General features: G+C 72.7%; 14 protein-coding genes and 1 riboswitch. Of the genes, 9 read left to right on the top strand and 5 right to left on the bottom strand.

Annotated elements, in window-relative coordinates; translation table 11 throughout:
- Positions 1 to 31 precede the first annotated feature (31 nt).
- Positions 32 to 5,854, bottom strand: a complete 5,823-nt coding sequence (locus tag ACN268_RS17785) for a ThuA domain-containing protein (RefSeq protein ID WP_421484161.1) — start codon at positions 5,852 to 5,854, stop codon at positions 32 to 34.
- A gap of 337 nt (positions 5,855 to 6,191) precedes the next feature.
- A riboswitch (TPP riboswitch) is annotated at positions 6,192 to 6,301 on the top strand.
- Here ACN268_RS17785 and thiE point away from each other — a divergent pair.
- The 7 genes from thiE to thiC all read left to right on the top strand — a co-directional run bounded on the left by thiE (position 6,296) and on the right by thiC (position 12,012).
- Entirely contained in the window at positions 6,296 to 6,922 is a 627-nt protein-coding gene (gene thiE, locus ACN268_RS17780; protein WP_421484159.1) for a thiamine phosphate synthase, read from the top strand. It overlaps the preceding riboswitch by 6 nt.
- Positions 6,916 to 7,986, top strand: coding sequence for a glycine oxidase ThiO (gene thiO, locus ACN268_RS17775; RefSeq protein ID WP_421484158.1), 1,071 nt, complete (start codon positions 6,916 to 6,918; stop codon positions 7,984 to 7,986). Before thiE ends, thiO begins: the two co-directional genes overlap by 7 nt.
- A gap of 10 nt (positions 7,987 to 7,996) precedes the next feature.
- The gene (gene thiS / locus ACN268_RS17770) at positions 7,997 to 8,197 is read left to right on the top strand and encodes a sulfur carrier protein ThiS (protein ID WP_421484156.1); all 201 of its coding nucleotides are present in this window, start codon (positions 7,997 to 7,999) and stop codon (positions 8,195 to 8,197) included.
- Positions 8,198 to 8,202: 5 nt separating this feature from the next.
- Entirely contained in the window at positions 8,203 to 8,973 is a 771-nt protein-coding gene (locus tag ACN268_RS17765; RefSeq protein WP_421484154.1) for a thiazole synthase, read from the top strand.
- Positions 8,970 to 9,617 (top strand): thiamine phosphate synthase, encoded by a 648-nt coding sequence (locus ACN268_RS17760; RefSeq protein ID WP_421484152.1) that lies wholly within the window; start codon positions 8,970 to 8,972, stop codon positions 9,615 to 9,617. Before ACN268_RS17765 ends, ACN268_RS17760 begins: the two co-directional genes overlap by 4 nt.
- Positions 9,614 to 10,402: a bifunctional hydroxymethylpyrimidine kinase/phosphomethylpyrimidine kinase gene (gene thiD, locus ACN268_RS17755; protein WP_204924876.1), complete on the top strand. Its 789-nt coding sequence runs from the start codon at positions 9,614 to 9,616 to the stop codon at positions 10,400 to 10,402. The genes ACN268_RS17760 and thiD overlap by 4 nt, the downstream gene beginning before the upstream one ends.
- Positions 10,403 to 10,419: 17 nt before the next feature.
- Positions 10,420 to 12,012, top strand: coding sequence for a phosphomethylpyrimidine synthase ThiC (thiC, locus tag ACN268_RS17750; RefSeq protein WP_421484150.1), 1,593 nt, complete (start codon positions 10,420 to 10,422; stop codon positions 12,010 to 12,012).
- Positions 12,013 to 12,269: 257 nt separating this feature from the next.
- Here thiC and ACN268_RS17745 read toward each other — a convergent pair whose 3' ends face one another.
- From ACN268_RS17745 to ACN268_RS17730, 4 genes are all read right to left on the bottom strand, one after another.
- Complete coding sequence (locus tag ACN268_RS17745; protein WP_421484149.1) at positions 12,270 to 14,594, bottom strand: hypothetical protein; 2,325 nt, start codon at positions 14,592 to 14,594, stop codon at positions 12,270 to 12,272.
- 86 nt (positions 14,595 to 14,680) lie between these two features.
- Positions 14,681 to 14,989: a cupin gene (locus ACN268_RS17740; RefSeq protein ID WP_145921730.1), complete on the bottom strand. Its 309-nt coding sequence runs from the start codon at positions 14,987 to 14,989 to the stop codon at positions 14,681 to 14,683.
- A complete protein-coding gene (locus ACN268_RS17735; protein WP_421486927.1) occupies positions 14,986 to 15,936 on the bottom strand; it encodes an LLM class F420-dependent oxidoreductase in 951 nt (316 codons plus the stop codon). Before ACN268_RS17735 ends, ACN268_RS17740 begins: the two co-directional genes overlap by 4 nt.
- 2 nt (positions 15,937 to 15,938) lie before the next feature.
- Positions 15,939 to 16,724, bottom strand: coding sequence for an ABC transporter ATP-binding protein (locus ACN268_RS17730; protein WP_421484148.1), 786 nt, complete (start codon positions 16,722 to 16,724; stop codon positions 15,939 to 15,941).
- 260 nt (positions 16,725 to 16,984) lie between these two features.
- Between ACN268_RS17730 and ACN268_RS17725 the strand changes: the two genes are divergently transcribed.
- Both ACN268_RS17725 and ACN268_RS17720 read left to right on the top strand, forming a co-directional pair.
- A complete protein-coding gene (locus ACN268_RS17725; protein WP_281902779.1) occupies positions 16,985 to 18,016 on the top strand; it encodes an ABC transporter substrate-binding protein in 1,032 nt (343 codons plus the stop codon).
- Between the two features lie 101 nt (positions 18,017 to 18,117).
- Entirely contained in the window at positions 18,118 to 18,984 is an 867-nt protein-coding gene (locus ACN268_RS17720) for an ABC transporter permease (protein ID WP_421484146.1), read from the top strand.
- The last annotated feature ends 62 nt before the right edge of the window (positions 18,985 to 19,046 follow it).

Below are 19,046 nucleotides of genomic sequence, written 5' to 3'. Positions count from 1 at the left end.
GTCGACGGTGGGAGCGGCCCCGTGGTGCTCCTTACAGCGAACCGCCCTTGGCGATCCGGGTGGGGTCGGCACCGAGCCGGCCGGCCCCGTCGACCGACTTGTTGTTGTTCGCCTTGACGCCGGCCTTGGTGGCCGCGCCACCGAGCCGGACGATCATGGCGTCGGCGTCACGGACCAGCACGTCCCGCACGTCGGTGTCGGTCACCACCGCGGTGTCGGTGGCCAACGCCTTGAAGGCGGTCAACTGCTGCACCGCCCGCTTGTCGTTGCCCGCCGCCTCGGACTCCCGCACCGCGTCCAGCTTGTTGGACAGCTGACGGTGCGCCTTGGTGGTGAGTCGTCCGGTCGCCTTGAACCGGTCCAGCAGGTTCTGCATGTCCCGGAACGAGGTGGTGACGAAGAACCGGACCGTCGAGGTGGTGGAGTTGCCCGCCTTGTCGGTCGCGGTCACCGTCAGCTCGTGCAGGCCGAGCGGCAGCTCGTACAGCGCCTGCAGGGTGCCGCTGGTGTACGCCCGGCCGTCCAGCACGCCGGAGGTCGTCTTGATGCCGGAGGTCGGGTCGACCGCCTGCCACGAGATCCGGACGTCCTGGCTGTCACCGTAGAGCTGGCCGTCGGCGATGCCGGAGACCAGCAGCGTCGGCTTGGTGCCGTCGATCTTCACGACCGCCGACTTCAGCGCCTCGACGTTGCCGGCGGCGTCGGTGGCCCGGTACAGCAGCTCGTGCGTGCCGTCCCCGGTCACCTCGACCGGCGTGGTGTACGCCGTCCAGGCACCGCCGTCGAGCGACCACTCCAGCTTCTTCACCCCGGAACCGGCGTCGGTGGAGGTGATGACCACCGGGACGGTGCCGTTGTGCCAGCCGTCGTCGTTGGCCGGGGCGAACGACGCCGAGCTGACCGGCGCGGTGGCGTCGATCTTCACGGCGACCTTCTTCGTCGCCTCCACGTTGCCGGCGGCGTCGGTCGAGCGGAACCGCACCTCGTGGGTGCCGTCCCCGGTGACCTGCACCGGCTCGGTGTACGCGGTCCACGTGGTGGCCCCGTCGAGCTGGTACTCGGTGCTCGCCACCCCGCTACCGCCGGCCTCGTCGGCCGCCGCCAGCGTCACGGTGACCGGGCCGGTGTACCAACCCTCGGTCGGGGTGCCGGAGACGGTGGCCGTGGTCACCGGGGCGGTCGTGTCGGCCGCCTTGGTGGAGAGCCGGAAGTAGTCGAACGAGGCCGTCTTGGAGGTGGCCGCGTTCGCGCCGAGGGTGAACAGACCGATCTTCGGGGTGGCCCCGACGGCGGTGTTCGTCACCGTCTCGAACGTGGTCCACTCCTGCCCGTCCGCCGAGTAGGACCCGGTGAAGACGTCACCGGCCCGGGCGAGGCGCAGGTACCACACCCCCGAGGTCAGGTTGGAGACCTGGGGCTGCGGGTTCTGCGTCACCCCGCCGAGTTCGCCACGGAACTCGATCCGCCGCGACGGCGTCTGACCCGCCTGGTTGTCCACGATGAAGTCCAACTTGACGTAGTTGTCGTCGTCGGCGTGGACGATCAGACCGGCCTGCTGGTACTGCTCGGCCAGCGCGCTGCCGTCGACCTTCGTCTCCAGGGTCCAGTCGCCGCTCGGCGCGGTCTGGAGGATGAAGTTCGTCGGCCCGGTGTTGCTGGTGCCGTAGATGTCACCCTTCGGCACGTCGATCTTCAGTGCGCCGTCGGCGACCCGGTAGGCGGCCGGGTCCTCCCGGAGCACCGCGTTCCACCGGCACTTGTCGAGCGTGGTGCCGGTGAACTCGTCCGACGGGCTGACCGGGCCGGCCGGGGCGTCCGGCGAGACCAGGAACGAGTCGAACACCGCGTCCACCACCGGGGCGGTGGTGCCGCCGTTGAGGGCGAGCAGACCGATCCGCGGGTTGGTGATGCCGGCCAGCGCGGCGGACCGGCCGACCGGGGTGAACGTGGCACCGTCGGTCGAGAACTGCGCGGTCAGGTTGGTGCCGTCGCTGATCAGCCGCAGCCAGATGGTGTCACCGGCCGGGGCGGCCACGGCGTCTGCCGCGTCGTTGCGCGGAGTCCCGGCGGTCTCCCGGATGAACTCCACCTTGCGCGACCCGCCGTAGAGCAGGTCCACCTTGGCGTAGTTGTCGTCGTCGCCGTAGATCAGCAGGCCGGCCTGCTGGTAGTCGGCGGTGACGGGCACGGTGACCTTCGTGGTGGCCTGCCAGGCCCCGCTGGGTGCGGGCTGGAGCACCAGGTTGGTCGCGTCGTTGCGGGAGCCGTACAGGTCACCGGAGGAGGTGGGCAGTCGCAGCGACCCGCCGGAGACCGAGTAGAGCTGGTTCTCCCGGACCACCGACCAGCGGTCCTTGTCGAGGCTGTTGCCGAGGAACTCGTCCGACCGCGCGCCGAGGCACGTGTTGGTCGGCGCGTCCACCTTGACCGGGACGGTCGCGTAGGACTTCGCGCCCCGCTTGTCCGTCACCGTCAGGGTGGCGGTGAAGGTGCCCGGGGTGGTGTAGGTGTGGGTGGCGTTCAGGGTCGTCGCCGTCCCGCCGTCACCGAAGTCCCAGGCGTACGTCAGCGGGGTGTCACCCTCGGTGTCGGTGGCCGTGCCGGTGAAGGTCACGGTGACCGGCGCGGTGCCGGTCGCCGGGGTGGCGGTGGCCGTCACCTGCGGCGGAGCGTTGTCGGTCACGCCCCGTCCGATGAAGTCCATCCAGTTGACGTTGAACAGCGAACCGGTGCCACCGGCCGGGTCCTTGGCGACGAAGTACAGCGCGCCCTCCGCACCGGCCGTCACCGGCGCGGTCACGTCGACGAACTGCTGCCAGCCGCCCGTGCCGGGCACGGTGGCCGTGGCCACGACCGGTCCGTCGACGGCACCGGCGTGCACGTCGATCCGGCCGCCCTGGACCTCGGAGGCCACCCGGAACCGGATCTGCTCGACCCCGGTCAGGTTGGCCGGGACGAGCGACCACCAGTCGCCGTCCTCGATGAAGCCGATGTTCTGGCCGCCACCGGCGGGGTCGGTGGTGGTCTCCTTCTGCACGCCCGGGTCACCGCCGCCGGTGCTGCCCGGGGCCCGCCCGGTGGCCGTGTAGTACTCGGCCTGCTTGCGCTTGGGCTGGAGGATCTCGATCGCCCGACCGGTCAGCGGGCCGGCGCCGCCGGTGCCGCCGTCGTCGGTGTAGGTGGCCTCGAAGACCGCGAAGACGTTGGCCTCCGCGCCGTGCCCGGACGCCAGCGAGGTCTGCACGGTGCCGGTGCAGCCGGTGTGCTGCTCCAGCGGGTGGGCGTGCTCGTCGTGGCCGAGCAGCACCTGCAGCTGCACCCGGTCACAGTCGACGGTGCCGTCCTCCGGGTCGGTCACCTTGATCGTGTACTTGACCTGGTCGCCCCAGTCGAAGAAACCGCCGCTGGGCGGGAACTCGATGGTCACCGTCGGGGCGGTGTTGCCGACCGTCACCGGCACGTTCGCCACGGCGGTACGGCCCTTGGGGTTGGTCACGGTGAGCTGGGCGGTGTAGTTGCCGGCCGTGGTGTAGGTGTGGGTGGGGTTCGCCTCGGTGGAGGTCTGCCCGTCACCGAACTTCCACGCGTAGGTCAGCGTGCCGCCGTCCGGGTCACGCGACCCGGCGCTGGAGAACGTCACGGTCAGCGGGGCGGCCCCGGAGGTGGGGTCGGCGCTGGCCTCGGCGATGGGCGCCCGGTCACCGGCGGTGTAGTCGATCCGGTAGACCCCGGAGTCGTCGTTGTTGCCGCCGAAGCCGGTGCCCCACTCGATCATGTAGAGCGCGCCGTCCGGACCGAACTCGAAGTCCATCGGGCGGATCATCGGCATGCCGGTGAGCAGCTGGTTGATGTCGATCAGCGTCTTGCCGTCCGCGCTGACCTGCATCGTGTACATCTTCGACTGGTTCCACTCGCCGAGCAGCGCCTTGCCGTCGTAGTACGCCGGCCACTTGCGGGTGGAGTTGCTGTCGGCGTCGTAGCGGTAGACCGGGCCGCCCATCGGGGCGCCACCGCCACCGATCTCGGGGAAGCGCGGGTCGCCCGCGTAGCCGTAGTCCACCGTCGCCGGGACGACCGGCGGCAGGTTGGTCAGGCCGGTGTTGTTCGGCGAGTCGTTGACCGGTGCGGCGCAGTCGAACTTCGCCCCGCTCGGCCCGGACGGGAAGGTGTAGTCGTTGTACGCCCGGTTGTTGCCGACGCAGTACGGCCAGCCGTAGTTGCCGGCCGTGGCGACGATGTTCCACTCCACCAGGCCCTCGGGGCCACGGTTCGGGTTGGCCGCCGAGGCGTCCGGCCCGTAGTCGGCGACGTAGAGGGTGTCGGTCTTCTGGTCGACGCCGATCCGGAACGGGTTACGGAAGCCCATGCCGAAGATCTCGGGACGGGTCTTCGCGGTGCCCGGGGCGAACAGGTTGCCCGCCGGGACGGTGTAGGTGCCGTCGTCCTCCGGGTGGATCCGGATCACCTTGCCGCGCAGGTCGTTGGTGTTGCCGGCGCTGCGCTGCGCGTCGTAGTCCTGGCGACCGGGGCGTTCGTCGATCGGGGTGAACGCGTTCGACTCGAACGGGTTGGTGTTGTCGCCGGTGGCGAGGTAGAGGTTGCCCTGCGAGTCGAAGGTCATGCTGCCGCCGGCGTGGCAGCAGGTGTTGCGCTGGGTGTCGACCTGCAGCACGACCTTCTCGGTGGCCTTGTCGATGGTGTCACCGTTGACGGTGAACCGGGACAGGTAGTTGCGCGGGGCGCCACCGGCCGGTGCGTAGTACAGGTAGATCCACTTGTTGGTGGCGAAGTCCGGGTCGAGGCGCAACCCGAGCAGGCCGTCCTCGTTGCCGGTGAACACGTCCAGCCGGGTCGCGGTGACCGTGTTGCCGGTGTCCGGCTTGACGATCTGCACCCGGCCGTCGCGCTCGGCGTAGAACACCCGGCCGTCCGGAGCGATGTCCAGCTCCATCGGGTTGTTGGTGTTGCTGTCGAGGGTGACCTTCTCGAAGTTCGAGGTCTTGGTGGCGCCGCAGTCGGCGTTCTCGACCCCGGCCGCGGTGCGGATGCCGCCGAGCAGGTGGCTGAGGAACTCCGGCTCGGTGTACGACGCCTGGGTGTGGCCGCCGCCGGTGTACCAGGAGCGACCGCCGTCGTAGTCCTGGCACCAGGCGGTGGGGTGGTCCGCGCCCATCGCGCCGGCACCCGGGCTGTAGGACTTCTCGTCCAGGCTGGCCAGCACGTGCACCTTGGAGCGCGGGTTGGTGCGGAAGTTGTACCACTCGTCGAACCGGGACCAGCGGTCCGGCAGGTCGGCCGTCGACGGGTGCGCGTGGTCCTCGACCTTGACGGTGGCCTGCTGGTTGGCCGGGTGGCCGGAGAAGTACGCACCGACCAGGTTGCCGTACCAGGCCCAGTCGTACTCGGTGTCGGAGGCGGCGTGCACGCCCGCGTAGCCGCCGCCGGCCTTGATGTAGCGCTCGAACGCGGCCTGCTGGGTGGCGTCGAGCACGTCACCGGTGGTGGAGAGCCAGATGACCGCCTGGTACTTGGCCAGGTTGGTGTCGTTGAAGGCGGCTCCGTCCTCGGTGGTGTCGACGGTGAAGCCGTTCTCGGTGCCGAGCTTCTGGATCGCGGCGATGCCGGCCGGGATGGCGTCGTGCCGGAATCCGGCGGTCTTGGAGAAGACCAGGACCGAGAACGGTTCGGCGGCGGCTGCCGCTGCCGGCGCGGGTGCGGCCTGGGGCCGGGCCTGCGCGACGGGAGCGGCCTGGGCGGCGGTGCCGCCGATCAGGCCGCTGGCGAGTAGGGAGAGGGCCAGTAGACCGGCACCCAGTGGACCGCGACGTGCGCGGCGATGGCGGGATGGAGACACTCCATGCTCCTTTTGTCCGCGTTGGACAGTGGTGGGGGCATGGGGACGACTCGCCGCAGACCGTCCCCGGTCGGATCGGTGTGGGCCCGCCGAGGTCCGCACCGGTGGCGATCAGGTACGGGCCACGCCGAGGCTCCGCACCGGAATAATGTCGATCGGTTGAACAAATTAGCGCCGCTGGATTGGTTTCCGGCAAGGCATGAGCATGTAACGATTCGGTATCGGCGACTCGCTTTTCCGGCTTATGTGGATACAAGCCCAAAACAGTAGGCATCGATGGTCCTGGATCAATCTAACACCCCTTGGCGGATCAGCGGATCTGTCGTACGGTCACAGGCACGTGACCCACGGGAGCCCGGTACACCGGGCTGAGAGGGGGGCTGGGAGCCCCCGACCGTCGAACCTGATCCGGGTAATGCCGGCGCAGGGAGGAGAGTTGCCGTGCCGTCCCTCGGCCGACTGCATCTGATCACCGACACCCGCCCCGGGTGCGACCCGCTCGCCGTCGTACGGGCCGCCCTCCCGGTGGCCCGCGCCGACCTCGTCGTCCAGGTCCGGGTGACCGACCACACCACCGACCGGCAGGCGTACGACCTGGCCCGACGGGTGCGCGAGCAGTGTGCCCCGTACGGGGCCACCTGCCTGGTCAACGACCGGCTGCACGTCGCCCTCGCGGTGGACGCCCACGGCGGCCACGTCGGCGCGGACGACCTGCCCGTCGCGGCGGCCCGCCGGGTCCTCGGCCACGCCGCCGTGCTCGGCGCGACCGCCCGGGAACCGGTCGCCGCCGCCCGGGCCGTCGCCGCCGGGGCCAGCTACCTGGGCGTCGGCCCGTGCCACCCGACCGCCACCAAGACCGGCCTGCCCGACCCGATCGGCCCCGCCGGCATCCGCGCCGTCGTCGCGGCCGTCGACGTGCCGGTCATCGCCATCGGCGGGGTCACCGTCGCCACGGTGCCGGCGCTGCGGGCCGCCGGGGCGTACGGGGTGGCGGTGGTCGGGGCGCTGTCCACCGCCGCCGACCCGGGCCGGGCCACCGCCGAACTGATCGCGGCGCTGACGTGCTGACCCGGCCCGACGTCGCCATCGTGGGCGCGGGGCCGGTCGGATTGGCGATCGCCTGGCGCTGCGCCACCCGGGGCCTGCGGGTGGCCGTGCACGACCCGGCCCCCGGCTCCGGCGCGTCCCGGGTCGCCGCCGGAATGCTCGCCCCCGTCGCCGAGGCGTACTTCGGGGAACGGGAACTGACCGGGCTGCTCACCGCGTCCGCCGCCCGCTGGTCGGGCTTCGCCGCCGAACTGACCGAAGCCACCGGAACGGAGTTCGGCTACCGCACCGACGGCACCCTCGTCGTCGGGCTGACCGGGGACGACCTGGCCGAGGCACGCCGGCTCTGGTCGTACCAGCAGGGGTTGGGGCTGCCGATCAGCGCGCTGCGCCCGTCGCAGCTACGGGAGCGCGAACCGGCGCTGACCCCCCGGCTGCGCGGCGGGGCGGTCGCCCCCGGCGACCACCAGGTCGACCCGCGCCGGCTGGTCGACGCGCTACGGGTCGCCGCCGGACGGGCCGGCGCGACCCTGCTGCCCGGCGCGGTGACCCGACTGGCCGAGGTGGACGCGCCGGTCGTCGTGGTCGCCGCCGGCTGCGGCGCCGCCGCGCTGACCGGGCTACCGGTCCGCCCGGTCAAGGGCCAGGTGCTGCGGCTGCGCGCGCCCGACCACCGCCCGCCCGGCTTCCGGCACGTCATCCGGGGGTACGCCGACGGCGAGTCGGTCTACCTCGTCCCCCGTGACGACGGCGAGGTGGTGCTCGGGGCGACCGTCGAGGAACGCACCGACACCGAGGTGACCACCGGGGCGGTGCTGCGGCTGCTCCGGGCCGCCGTCGACCTCGTCCCCGAACTCGCCGAGTACGCGCTGACCGAGGCGACCGCCGGGCTGCGCCCCGGCACCCCGGACAACGCGCCGATCCTCGGCCCGCTGCCCGGCCGGCCCGGCGTGCTCGCCGCCACCGGCCACCACCGGCACGGCATCGTGCTCACCCCGGTCACCGCCGACCTGATCACCGACCTGATCGTCACCGGTCAGCCGGACCCCCTGCTCACCCCCTTCACCGCCGACCGGTTCCACTGAGGAGGAAGACGTGCGACTGATCGTCAACGGCGTCGGACGCGAGCTGGCCGGCGGCACGACCGTCGCGGACCTGGTCGCCACGGTCACCGGGCAGCGGCGCGGCCTCGCCGTCGCGGTCAACGGCGAGGTGGTCCCCCGGGGCGGCTGGCCGGCGACCGAGCTGCGCGACGGCGACCGGGTCGAGGTGCTCAGCGCCGCCCAGGGCGGGTGACCCGGATGCCCCTCACCATCGCCGGACGGACCTTCACCTCCCGGCTCATCCTCGGCACCGGCGGCGCGGCCAACCTGCACGTGCTGGAGCAGGCGATCCGGGCCTCCGGCACCGGACTGGTCACCCTCGCCCTGCGCCGGGTCGACACCGCGCCCGGCACCGCCGGTGGCCTGCTCGACCTGCTCGACCGGTGCGCGGTGCGGCTGCTGCCCAACACCGCCGGCTGCTACACCGCCGCCGAGGCGGTCAAGGTCGCCAGGCTGGCCCGGGAGGCGTTCGACACCGACTGGGTCAAGCTGGAGGTGATCGGCGACGAACGCACCCTGCTCCCGGACGGGGTGGAGCTGCTGCGGGCGGCCGAGGAACTCGTCGCCGACGGGTTCGTCGTGCTGCCGTACACCTCCGACGACCCGGTGCTGGCCCGCCGGCTGGCCGACGTCGGCTGCGCGGCGGTGATGCCGGCCGGTGCGCCGATCGGTTCCGGACTGGGCATCACCAACCCGCACCACATCCGGCTGATCCGGCAGGGCGTCGACGTGCCGGTGATCCTCGACGCCGGGATCGGCACCGCCTCCGACGCGGCGCTCGCCATGGAACTGGGCTGCGACGGGGTGCTGCTGGCCAGCGCCGTCACCCGGGCCGCCGACCCGACGGCGATGGCCACCGCCATGCGGTACGGCGTACGGGCCGGGCGGCTCGCGTACACCGCCGGTCGCATTCCCCGCCGCTTCCACGCCCTCGCCTCCACCCCCGACGACGGAAGACCCGACCTGTGACCCGCCCCGCCGCCCCACCCCTCCTCCGGCCGGACGGGGTGGTGCTGCTGACCGACCGGCTGGTGGCGCGCGGCGACCTCGTCGACGTCGTCGCGGGGGCGGTACGCGGTGGCGTGCGGTGGGTGGTGCTGCGGGAGCGGGACCTGCCCCGCGCCGAGCGGGCCGCGCTCGCCGTCGACCTGCGGGCCGTCCTGGCGCAGGTCGGCGGCACCCTCGTCGTGGCCGGCCCCGACCCGCTGGACGGGGACGCCGTCCACCTGCCCGCCGCCGGGCCGTACCCGCCGCCGGCCGTCGGACTGGTCGGCCGGTCCTGCCACGACGTGGCGGAGCTGGCCCGACTGACCACCGAGGACTACGTGACGCTCTCGCCGGTCTGGACCACCCGCAGCAAACCCGGTTACGGCCCACCGCTGCGCCCGGACGGGCTGCGCGACCTGATCCGACGCAGCCCGGTGCCCGTGCTCGCCCTGGGCGGGATCGAGACACCCGAGCAGGTGACGGCGTGCGTCGAGGCGGGCGCGGTCGGGGTGGCGGTGCTCGGCGCGATCATGCGGGCCGCCGACCCGACCGGGGCCGCGACGACCCTCACCAGCGCCTTCCCCCGCACCCCGAGCACCGATGCGTGCCCCGAGGAGACGACATGACGCCGACGACCGTGCTCACCATCGCCGGATCCGACTCCGGCGGCGGTGCCGGCATCCAGGCCGACCTGAAGGTCTTCGCCGCCCTCGGCGCGTACGGGACCAGCGTGCTGACCGCCGTCACCGCGCAGAACACCCGGGGCGTGGACGCCGTGCTGCCGCTGCCGCCGCGCACCGTCACCGAACAGCTCGACAGCGTGCTCGGCGACTTCGCGGTCCGGGCGGTGAAGACCGGGATGCTCGGCACCCCGGCGGTCGCCGACGCGGTGGCCGAGGCGGCGAAGGCGGGACGGCTGCCGCACCTCGTCGTCGACCCGGTGCTCGTCGCCACCAGCGGACACCGGCTCGGTGTGGTGGCGGCGGTCGAGCGGCTGCTGCCGTACGCCCGGGTGGCGACGCCGAACTGCGCGGAGGCCGCCGCCCTCACCGGACGCCCGGTGACCACGGTCGAGGAGATGGTCGCGGCGGCGCAGGCCCTGGCGGCCGGCGGCCCGGAGTACGTGGTGGTCACCGGCGGCGACGTCGACGCGGCCGGCGAGTCGGTCGACGTGCTGGCCGGCGGTGCGACGACCACCCTGCTCCGTGCGCCCCGGGTGGACACCCGGCACAGCCACGGCACCGGCTGCTCGTTCTCGGCGGCGATCGCCGTCCGGCTGGCCGCCGGCGACCCGGTGCCGGTCGCGGTCGCCACCGCCAAGGAGTACGTCACCCGCGCGCTGACCGGCGCGCGGGGTTGGGAACTGGGCGCGGGACGCGGCCCGCTGGACCACTTCGGCTGGTCCCGATGACCATCAGGGAGGCTGTCATGCAGGCACGTCGCAAGGTCTACGTCGAGGGGTCCCGGCCGGACGTCCGGGTGCCGTTCGCCGAGGTGGAGCTGGCCGGGGACAACCCGCCGGTCCGCCTCTACGACACCTCCGGCCCCGGCTCGGACCCGGAGGTCGGGCTGCCGCCGCTGCGCGGGCCGTGGATCGCCGAGCGGGGCGACGTCGCCCCGGTCCGGGGTGCCGGCACCCCGCTGGCCGGCGTCGACGCCAGGCGACCCACCCAGCTCTGGTACGCCCGCGCCGGGATGATCACCCCGGAGATGGAGTTCGTGGCGATCCGGGAGGGGCTGCCGCCGGAGCTAGTCCGCGACGAGATCGCCGCCGGCCGGGCGGTGCTGCCGCTCAACGTCAACCACCCCGAGTGCGAGCCGGCGATCATCGGCAGGGCGTTCCTGGTGAAGGTCAACGCCAACATCGGCACCTCGGCGGTGACCTCGTCGGTCGCCGAGGAGGTGGAGAAGCTGACCTGGGCCACCCGGTGGGGCGCGGACACCGTGATGGACCTGTCGACGGGCAAGCGCATCCACGAGACCCGGGAGGCGATCGTCCGCAACTCACCGGTGCCGATCGGCACCGTGCCGATCTACCAGGCGCTGGAGAAGGTGGGCGGCGACCCGGTCAAGCTGAGCTGGGAGGTGTTCCGCGATACCGTCGTCGAGCAGGCCGAGCAGGGCGTCGACTACATGACCGTGCACGCGGGGGTGCTGCTGCCGTACGTGCCGCTGGCCGTCGACCGGGTCACCGGCATCGTCTCCCGGGGCGGTTCGATCATGGCGGCCTGGTGCCTGGCGCACCACGAGGAGAACTTCCTCTACACCAACTTCCGGGAGCTGTGCGCGATCCTCGCCCGCTACGACGTGACGTTCTCCCTCGGCGACGGGCTGCGGCCCGGCTCGATCGCCGACGCCAACGACGAGGCCCAGTTCGCCGAGCTGCGCACCCTCGGCGAGCTGACCCGGATCGCCTGGGAGTACGACGTGCAGGTGATGATCGAGGGGCCCGGTCACGTGCCCATGCACAAGATCAAGGAGAACGTGGACCTCCAGCAGGAGTGGTGCCACGAGGCCCCGTTCTACACCCTCGGCCCGCTGACCACCGACATCGCCCCCGCGTACGACCACATCACCTCGGCGATCGGGGCTGCGATGATCGGCATGTACGGCACCGCGATGCTGTGTTACGTCACCCCGAAGGAGCACCTCGGCCTGCCCGACCGGGACGACGTGAAGGCCGGCGTGATCGCCTACAAGATCGCGGCGCACGCGGCCGACCTGGCCAAGGGGCACCCCGGCGCGCAGGCCTGGGACGACGCGCTGTCCAAGGCGCGGTTCGAGTTCCGCTGGGAAGACCAGTTCAACCTGTCGCTGGACCCGGAGACCGCGCGGTCCTACCACGACGCGACCCTGCCGGCGGAGCCGGCGAAGACCGCCCACTTCTGCTCCATGTGCGGCCCGAAGTTCTGTTCCATGAAGATCACCCAGGAGCTGAAGGAGTACGCCGCCCAGGGCATGCAGGCCAAGTCGGCGGAGTTCCGTTCCACCGGCAACCGCGTCTACCTCCCCCTCGCCTGACCGGTTCTGCCCCGGTGATCAAGAGGTTCGCGTCAGTTTCCGCGCGGCGGATGACGCAAAGCTCTTGATCACCGCGCCCCACCGACCGCCCGCCGTCTTGCCCGCTTCGTCCCGATTGTTGTCTGGTGATCAAGAGGTTTGCGTCAGGTTTTGCCGGGCGGGATGACGCAAACCTCTTGATCAACCGATGCAGACCGGGGGCAGGGCGGGGGTGGGGAGGGGCGGGTGGGGAGGGGTGGGTGGGGGGCGGGTGGGGGTTAGTCGCGGTGGTGGCGGCCGCTGGTGCGCAGTGAGCGTCGGCCGCTGTCCCGGTCCGGTTCGTTGTCGGCCAGGGGCTTGCCCAGGCCGGTGACCCAGTCGACGTACTCGTCGTCGGGCGTCGCCGACTTCGGGTCGGCTTCGTCCGCCGGGGCGTCCTGCGGGGAGCGGTTACGCCGGAACAGTCCCCGTCGGCCCTTGGCCCTGCCGGTCTGCTCCGGCGTGCTGCCGTCCTCCGGAGCGGGGTCGGCCTGGTCGGGTTCGACGGGTGGCCCGTCCACCGGTGCGGTGCCGGGGGACCCGTCCGGCTCCCAGCGGAGACTGACGGGCTTCGGGGCGTCCGTCTGCCCGGTGTCGCCCGGTTCGGGAAACGGCAGGGCTGCCCGGGTCGGTGCGGGTCGGTGGGTATCGGCCGGGCCACCCGTACCGCCGGGGGCCGGCAGGTGGTGACGAGGGCGGGGGGTGCCCTCGACGCCACCCGGCGCGACGTGCCGTACGCCGGCCACCGGCACGTCGACGCCCTCCGGCGCGACCCGGTCGGCACCACCCCGCCCGGGGGCCTCCGGTGCCGTCGTGCCGACCGGGGCGATGGCGTCGGCATCCGGTGTCGCGGTGCCGGTCGGGCCGATGCCGGTCGGGCCGGTGCCGGTCGGCCGGTCGTCCCCGCTGCCACCAGCCCCGGCATCGGGCGAGGGCCCGGGTGGACCGGCGGGGACCACACCGGTGCCGGTCGCGGTGGACCGGGCACGGCTGGCCCGCTTCGCCCGGGGCTTGGGTGTGGCGACGGGCCCGTCCCCGGTGGCCGGACCGGTGTCCGCCGCCTGGTCCACCCCGACCTCGCTGCCGGTCTGCTCGGCCGGTGCCGTCTTCCGCTGTCCCGAACGGCTTCGCGGCGACCCGGCCCGGCCCGATCCTGCCCCGGCGGGCGACGCCGCACCCGGCGTGTCCCCGGCTGGCCCGGTCGGAGCCGGCCCGGTCGGAGCCGGCCCGGTCGGAGCCGGCCCGGTCGGAGCCGGCCCGGTCGGAGCCGGCTCGGTCGGGGTCGAGCCGGGCAGGACGGCCCCGGTCGGGGACGGGGTGGTGCGGGGGGCGTGCCGGTCGGCGACCGTGGCGGCGGGGTCAGGCCAGTCCCAGTGGGCCGGGTGACGACCGGTGCCCGGCACGTCGGGCGACGGCCACCCCGGACCGGTGCCGGCCTCCGGTCGGGCGGCGGCACGGGAGCGGGCGGTGTCCGGCTGCTCGCGGTGGAGGGAACCCGCGGTGGCGCTCAGGTCCACGGTGACCGGCTCGTCCGCGCCGCGGTCGGCCGGGCCCGTGCCGGCCGGGCCCGTGCCGGCCTGGTCGGGGCCGGTCAGGGTGGCCCGGTCCGGTCCGGAGCCGGCTGTGGCGGTGCGGGTCGGGTCGGACACGGCCGGCAGCGGGGCGAGGATGTCGGTCGGCTCGATCGCCGCCCCGCCGTCGCGGCGGGCGGCGCGGGCGGGCAGCAGCGGCCAGCGTGCCAGGGTGGCGGCGGCCGAGCCGAGCGCGCCGGTGACGACCGCGATCACCGCACCGTAGTACGGGGCGAGCTGGTACCGGTCCACCTGGTCACCCGGCCCGGCGGTCAGGTAGGCGAAGGCGAGCAGCACCGGCCCGGCGACTCCGGTCGCCCCGCCGGTCAGCGGGGGGTGTCCCCGCCGCCGGGCCACCCCGCCGGTCACCGCGCCGGCCACCAGCGCGATTACGGGCAGCAGCAGCATCGCCAGCCGCTGTGCCCGGTCCGGCCCGAGCCAGGAGGGTTCCAGCACCCCCAGGCGTACGGTGCGCAGCGGCTCGCTGGACAGCACCGCCGATGCGACCGACAGGAGCGCGACCAGCCAGATCGTCCCGCCCAGCAGGGCGACGTTCCAGCCCAGCGGGGGGCGTAGCAGGACGGCCGAGGCGGCTCCCGCGCCGACCACCGCCCCGGCGACCGCGCAGATGCCGACCGCCCAGACCGGGTCGACGGCGTTCAGGTCGGCGGCCCGTGCGGGCTGCATGCAGAGCGGGGCGACGACCAGCGCGCCGAGCGCGGCGACACCGGAGATCGCGAGCTGGACGGGGGTGCCCTCCGGTAGACCCTCGCGCCGGGCGAGCCGGCCGGTGAGGACCGCGCCGACCACGGCGGCGGTCACCGCGAACCAGCCGACCCAGGCGAGCTGGGCCGGCCAGCGGTTGACGTCGGTGAAGTCGCCGGTGAGTCGGACGATGCCGAAGCCGTACGCGATGCCGAGTTGGCCGGCCCCGGCCAACATGCTCACCCCGAGTGCGGTGAGCAGCAGTTTGCCCCACGTCCGAAAGGCCATGTGGCGCACGTTACGGCCCGGTGCGCCCGATCGCCACTGCGGCGCGGCGCGGCCGTGACGACCTGTTACCCAAGCTCTACCAGCGACTACTTCAACTCGACCAGGCGGGCCAGATAGGTCGTGTCCCCGACGTTGGTGAGCATGTGGACGGCGCCCGGGTCCCGGTAGACCACCCCGCCGGTGGGTTCGTCGGCGTCGATCCGGGTGCCGTCGATCGTCTGCACCACGTTCTTCGCGCCCTCGATCGCCACCACCAGGTACGGGTGGTCGTGCCGGTGCAGCGGCTGCCGCTCGCCCGGGGCCAGCCGGATGTGCCAGACCCGCACCCGGTCGTTCTCGAAGACGATCTCCTGGCCGACCGGGCCGAGTTCGAGGTCGTGCGTCACGTCGGTCATCGGGTTCCGTCCAGCTGGGGGAGCACCTCGGCGGCGATGAGCTCCAGGTGGTCGAGGTCGTCGAGTTCGATCAGTCGCAGGTGCACCCGGGTGGCGCCGATCGCGGCGAACTCGCCGATCCGGTCGACCAGTTGGGTGGGGGAGCCGACCACCGGGTCCTCCGGCGGCAGGGCGCTCTTGACGTGCAGCGGCGCGGCCCGGCGGTGGGCCTCGGCGTCGGTACGCCCGATCGCCACCACGATCCCGGCGGAGAGCACCAGCGGCGCCCGCCCCGACTCGGCCCGGCCGGCCCGGTCGCAGGCTTCCCGTACCCGGTCGTACGCCTCGGCGGTCTCCTCGACCGACGTGAACGGCATGTTGAACTCGTCGGCGTACCGGGCGGCGAGGTCGGGGGTGCGCTTCGGTCCCCGGCCGCCGACGATGACCGGTGGGCCGGGCTGCTGGACCGGCTTGGGCAGGGCCGGGGCGTCGACGAGCCGGTAGTGCTCACCGGCCCAGTTGTACGTCTCGCCGACCGGGGTGCGCCACAGCCCGGTGACGATCTCCAACTGCTCGGCGAGCCGGTCGAAGCGTTCGCCGACGCCGGGGAAGGGGATGCCGTAGGCGGTGTGTTCCCGCTCGAACCAGCCGGCGCCGATGCCCAGCTCGACCCGTCCGCCGCTCATCTGGTCGACCTGGGCGACCATCAAGGCCAGCGGGCCGGGCAGCCGGAACGTGGCCGAGGTGACCAGGGTGCCGAGCCGGATGCGGGAGGTCTCGCGGGCGAGCGCGGCCAGGGTCAGCCAGGCGTCGGTGGGGCCGGGCAGTCCGGGTTCGTCGCCCATCGCCCGGTAGTGGTCGGCCCGGAGGAACCCGTCGAAGCCGCCGGCCTCGCAGAGCTGGGCGAACCGGAGCTGATCGTCGTAGCTGGCACCCCGGTGGGGTTCGGTGAAGACGGCCACCCGCACGGTCATCGTCCCTCCGCCCCGGCTGTCGCCGGCAGGTCCCGTTCCATCAGCAGTTCGTGCAGGTCGGCGCTGACCCGGGCGACGTCGGCCAGGTGCGCGTTGCGGCCGAGGGTACGGGGCCGGGGGATGTCCACGTCGACGATCTTGCGGATCCGGCCGGGGCGGGGGCTGAGCACGACCACCCGGTCGGCCAGCAGCACCGCCTCGTCGATGGAGTGGGTGACGAAGACGACTGTCGCGCCGGTCTCCATGTGCACCCGTTGCAGTTCCCCGGAGAGTTCCTCGCGGGTCAGCGCGTCCAGGGCGGAGAAGGGTTCGTCCATCAGCATCACCCGGGGCTCGCCGATCAGCGACCGGCACAGCGACACCCGCTGCTGCATGCCGCCGGACAGTTCGTGCGGCAGCCGCTTCTCGAAGCCGGCCAGGCCGGAGAGTTCCAGCAGTTGGCGGGCGCGGTCGCGGTGCTTGGCGCGGCTCCAGCCGAAGATCTCGGCCGGCAGCAGCACGTTGTCGAGCACGGTGCGCCAGGGGAGCAGGGCCGGCTTCTGGAAGAGCATCGCGACGTCCCGGCGGGGCCTGGTGATCCGGCTGCCGGCTACAGTGATCTCGCCACCGCTGACCGGCAGCAGCCCGGCGATCATCCGGAGCAGGGTCGACTTGCCACATCCGGAGCGGCCGAGCACGGCGACGAACTCGCCCTCGGCCACGTCGAGGTTGATCCCGCGCAACGCCTCGACCCGCCCGGAACGGCCGTCGAACGTACGCGACACATCGGACAGTCGGATCATCGCCGTCGGTCTCCCCTGATTCGGCGGTCAGGAATCCGACAAGGATATCCCCAGCGTGCTGGCCGCTCACTGTCCGGGGTGGAACGCAGTTGTTTCCGTTCCGCAACCCGATCCGCCTGGTGTGGTGACGGTAAGTGTCTCGTACTCTGTGCCAGCGAAGAGTCCCTTCACGACGGCGGCTCGGTGCCCCCTCACGCCGTGCCGCCGACCGACAACCCCCTCCGGGTACACCGCCCGGTCGGAAAGGACATGGTGCACAGATGACAAGGCTGACCCGCACGGTCGCCGCGGCCACCCTGGCCACCGCCCTCGCCCTGGTCTCCGCCTGCAGTGGCGGGTCAGACTCGGCGGACGCAGCAAAGACCGGCGACGGCTCGTCGCTGGAGAAGGTGACCTACCTCACCTCGTTCGGCAACTTCGGTCGTGACTCCTACGCCTGGGTGGCGAAGGACAAGGGCTTCTTCAAGGAGGCCGGCTTCGACGTGGAGATCAAGCCCGGTCAGGGCACCGGCGCGGTCATCCAGACCATCGTCGGCGGCCAGGCCGACTTCGGCCCGATCGACCTGACCGGTGGCCTGCTCCAGGTCGGCAACGGGCAGGCCAAGGACTTCGTGGCGGTGGCCGCGATCCAGCAGCGCACCATGGCCGCCATCGTCTCGGTCGAGGGCAAGAACATCGCCACGCCGAAGGACCTGGAGGGCAAGAAGCTCGCGGACACCCCCGGCTCCGTCGTGCGCAACCTCTTCCCGACCTACGCCCGGATGGCCGGGGTGGACTACACCAAGGTCACCTGGGTCAACGACCAGGCGCAGAACCTGATGGGCACGCTGGCCTCCGGCCAGGTGGACGGCATCGGCCAGTTCGTCGTCGGCCAGCCGACCGTCGAGGCGGTCACCAAGAAGAAGCCCGTCGTGCTGCCGTACAGCAACGTGATGCAGGACCTCTACGGCAACGCGCTGATCACCTCCAGCAAGATGGCCAAGGAGAACCCGGAGAAGGTGAAGAAGTTCACCGCCGCCCTGCTCAAGGGCCTGGAGTACGCCCTGGCCAACCCGCAGGAGGCGGCCACGATCCTGAAGAAGAACGTGGACGCCACCAACCCGGCCGCCGCCGCGGCCGAGTTGCAGCTGATGGCCGGCTACGTCCGCTCCAGCAACTCCGGCACCGCCATCGGCACCCTGGACAGCGACCGGGTCGCCAAGAGCATCGCCATCCTCCAGGGCGCCGGCGCGCTCAAGTCGAACATCACGCCGGACCAGATCATCAACTTCGACCTCGTACCGAAGGCCTGACCGACACCGACGGTGCCACGGGGGTGCGACCCAGCGGTTCGACCGGTGGGTCGCACCCCCGTCGTGTGCCGGCCAGCGTGCCGGCAGGAGAGGAGGACCCTGTGACGGAGTCGATCCGGACCCGTCCCGTACCCGGGTCGGCCGGACCGCCGAGCGCCGTGCCGACCGTTCCCCCGACGCCCGGCCGGTCACCCTGGTCCCGGATACGCCCCGCGACGGTCGGCCTGCCGCTGCTCGGTCTGGTGGTCACGGTGGCCGTCTGGTGGGTGGTCACCTCCGGGTTGCACCTGGTGCACCCGGCGTCCCTGCCGCCGCCGCAGGCGGTCGGGTCGTCGTTGACCTCCTCGGCGGACGTGCTCCTCCCGGCGCTGGGCACGACCACCCTGATGACGGTGCTCGGCTTCCTGCTGTCGGCGGTCGCCGGGGTGCTGATCGGGATGGCGCTGGCCGCCTCCCGGCGGGCCGAGCGGATGTTCGCCCCGCTGCTGGTGGCGATCAACGCGGTCCCGAAGATCGCGCTGGGGCCGCTGCTGGTGGTCTCGGTCGGCTGGGGGACCAAGCCGATCCTGACCATGGTGTTCCTGCTCTGCTTCTTCCCGATCGTGCTCTCCACCGCCACCGGGTTGACCACCACCCCGGCCGACCTGGCCGAGCTGGCCCGGTCGCTGAACGCCTCCTGGTGGCAGTCGTTCCGCAAGGTCCGGTTCCCGGCCGCGCTGCCGCAGATCTTCGTCGGGCTGAAGGTGGCGATGCCGCTGGCCGCGATCGGCGCGGTGATCGGGGAGTTCTACTCCGACAAACCGGGGCTGGGCTACCAGATCCTCCAGTACAACGGCGTCGGCGACACGGCGACCGCGTGGGCGGCGATCGTGTTGATCGCCGCCATGAGCATCCTGCTCTACTCGGCGTTGTCCCTGGTGGAGCGGCTGGCCCTGCCCTGGGTCCGGGCCACCACCTCGGCCCGCTGACCCGTCCCGGACGACCCTCGACGCCACTGACGGGCCGACCCCACCCGGGGACCGGCCCGTCA

Origin of the sequence: Micromonospora sp. WMMD735 (assembly GCF_049178995.1) — a bacterium.
Classification (GTDB): domain Bacteria; phylum Actinomycetota; class Actinomycetes; order Mycobacteriales; family Micromonosporaceae; genus Micromonospora; species Micromonospora wenchangensis.
This window is presented reverse-complemented; position numbering and strand designations above follow the sequence as displayed.

What these genes read in the sequence shown, in the direction of transcription:
- ACN268_RS17765 (WP_421484154.1), top strand. Translation starts at nt 8,203, where the DNA reads ATGCCCCTCACCATCGCCGGACGGACCTTCACCTCCCGGCTCATCCTC.
- ACN268_RS17725 (WP_281902779.1), top strand. Translation starts at nt 16,985, where the DNA reads ATGACAAGGCTGACCCGCACGGTCGCCGCGGCCACCCTGGCCACCGCC.
- thiC (WP_421484150.1), top strand. Translation starts at nt 10,420, where the DNA reads ATGCAGGCACGTCGCAAGGTCTACGTCGAGGGGTCCCGGCCGGACGTC.
- ACN268_RS17740 (WP_145921730.1), bottom strand. Translation starts at nt 14,989, where the DNA reads ATGACCGACGTGACGCACGACCTCGAACTCGGCCCGGTCGGCCAGGAG.
- ACN268_RS17745 (WP_421484149.1), bottom strand. Translation starts at nt 14,594, where the DNA reads ATGGCCTTTCGGACGTGGGGCAAACTGCTGCTCACCGCACTCGGGGTG.
- thiD (WP_204924876.1), top strand. Translation starts at nt 9,614, where the DNA reads ATGACGCCGACGACCGTGCTCACCATCGCCGGATCCGACTCCGGCGGC.
- ACN268_RS17730 (WP_421484148.1), bottom strand. Translation starts at nt 16,724, where the DNA reads ATGATCCGACTGTCCGATGTGTCGCGTACGTTCGACGGCCGTTCCGGG.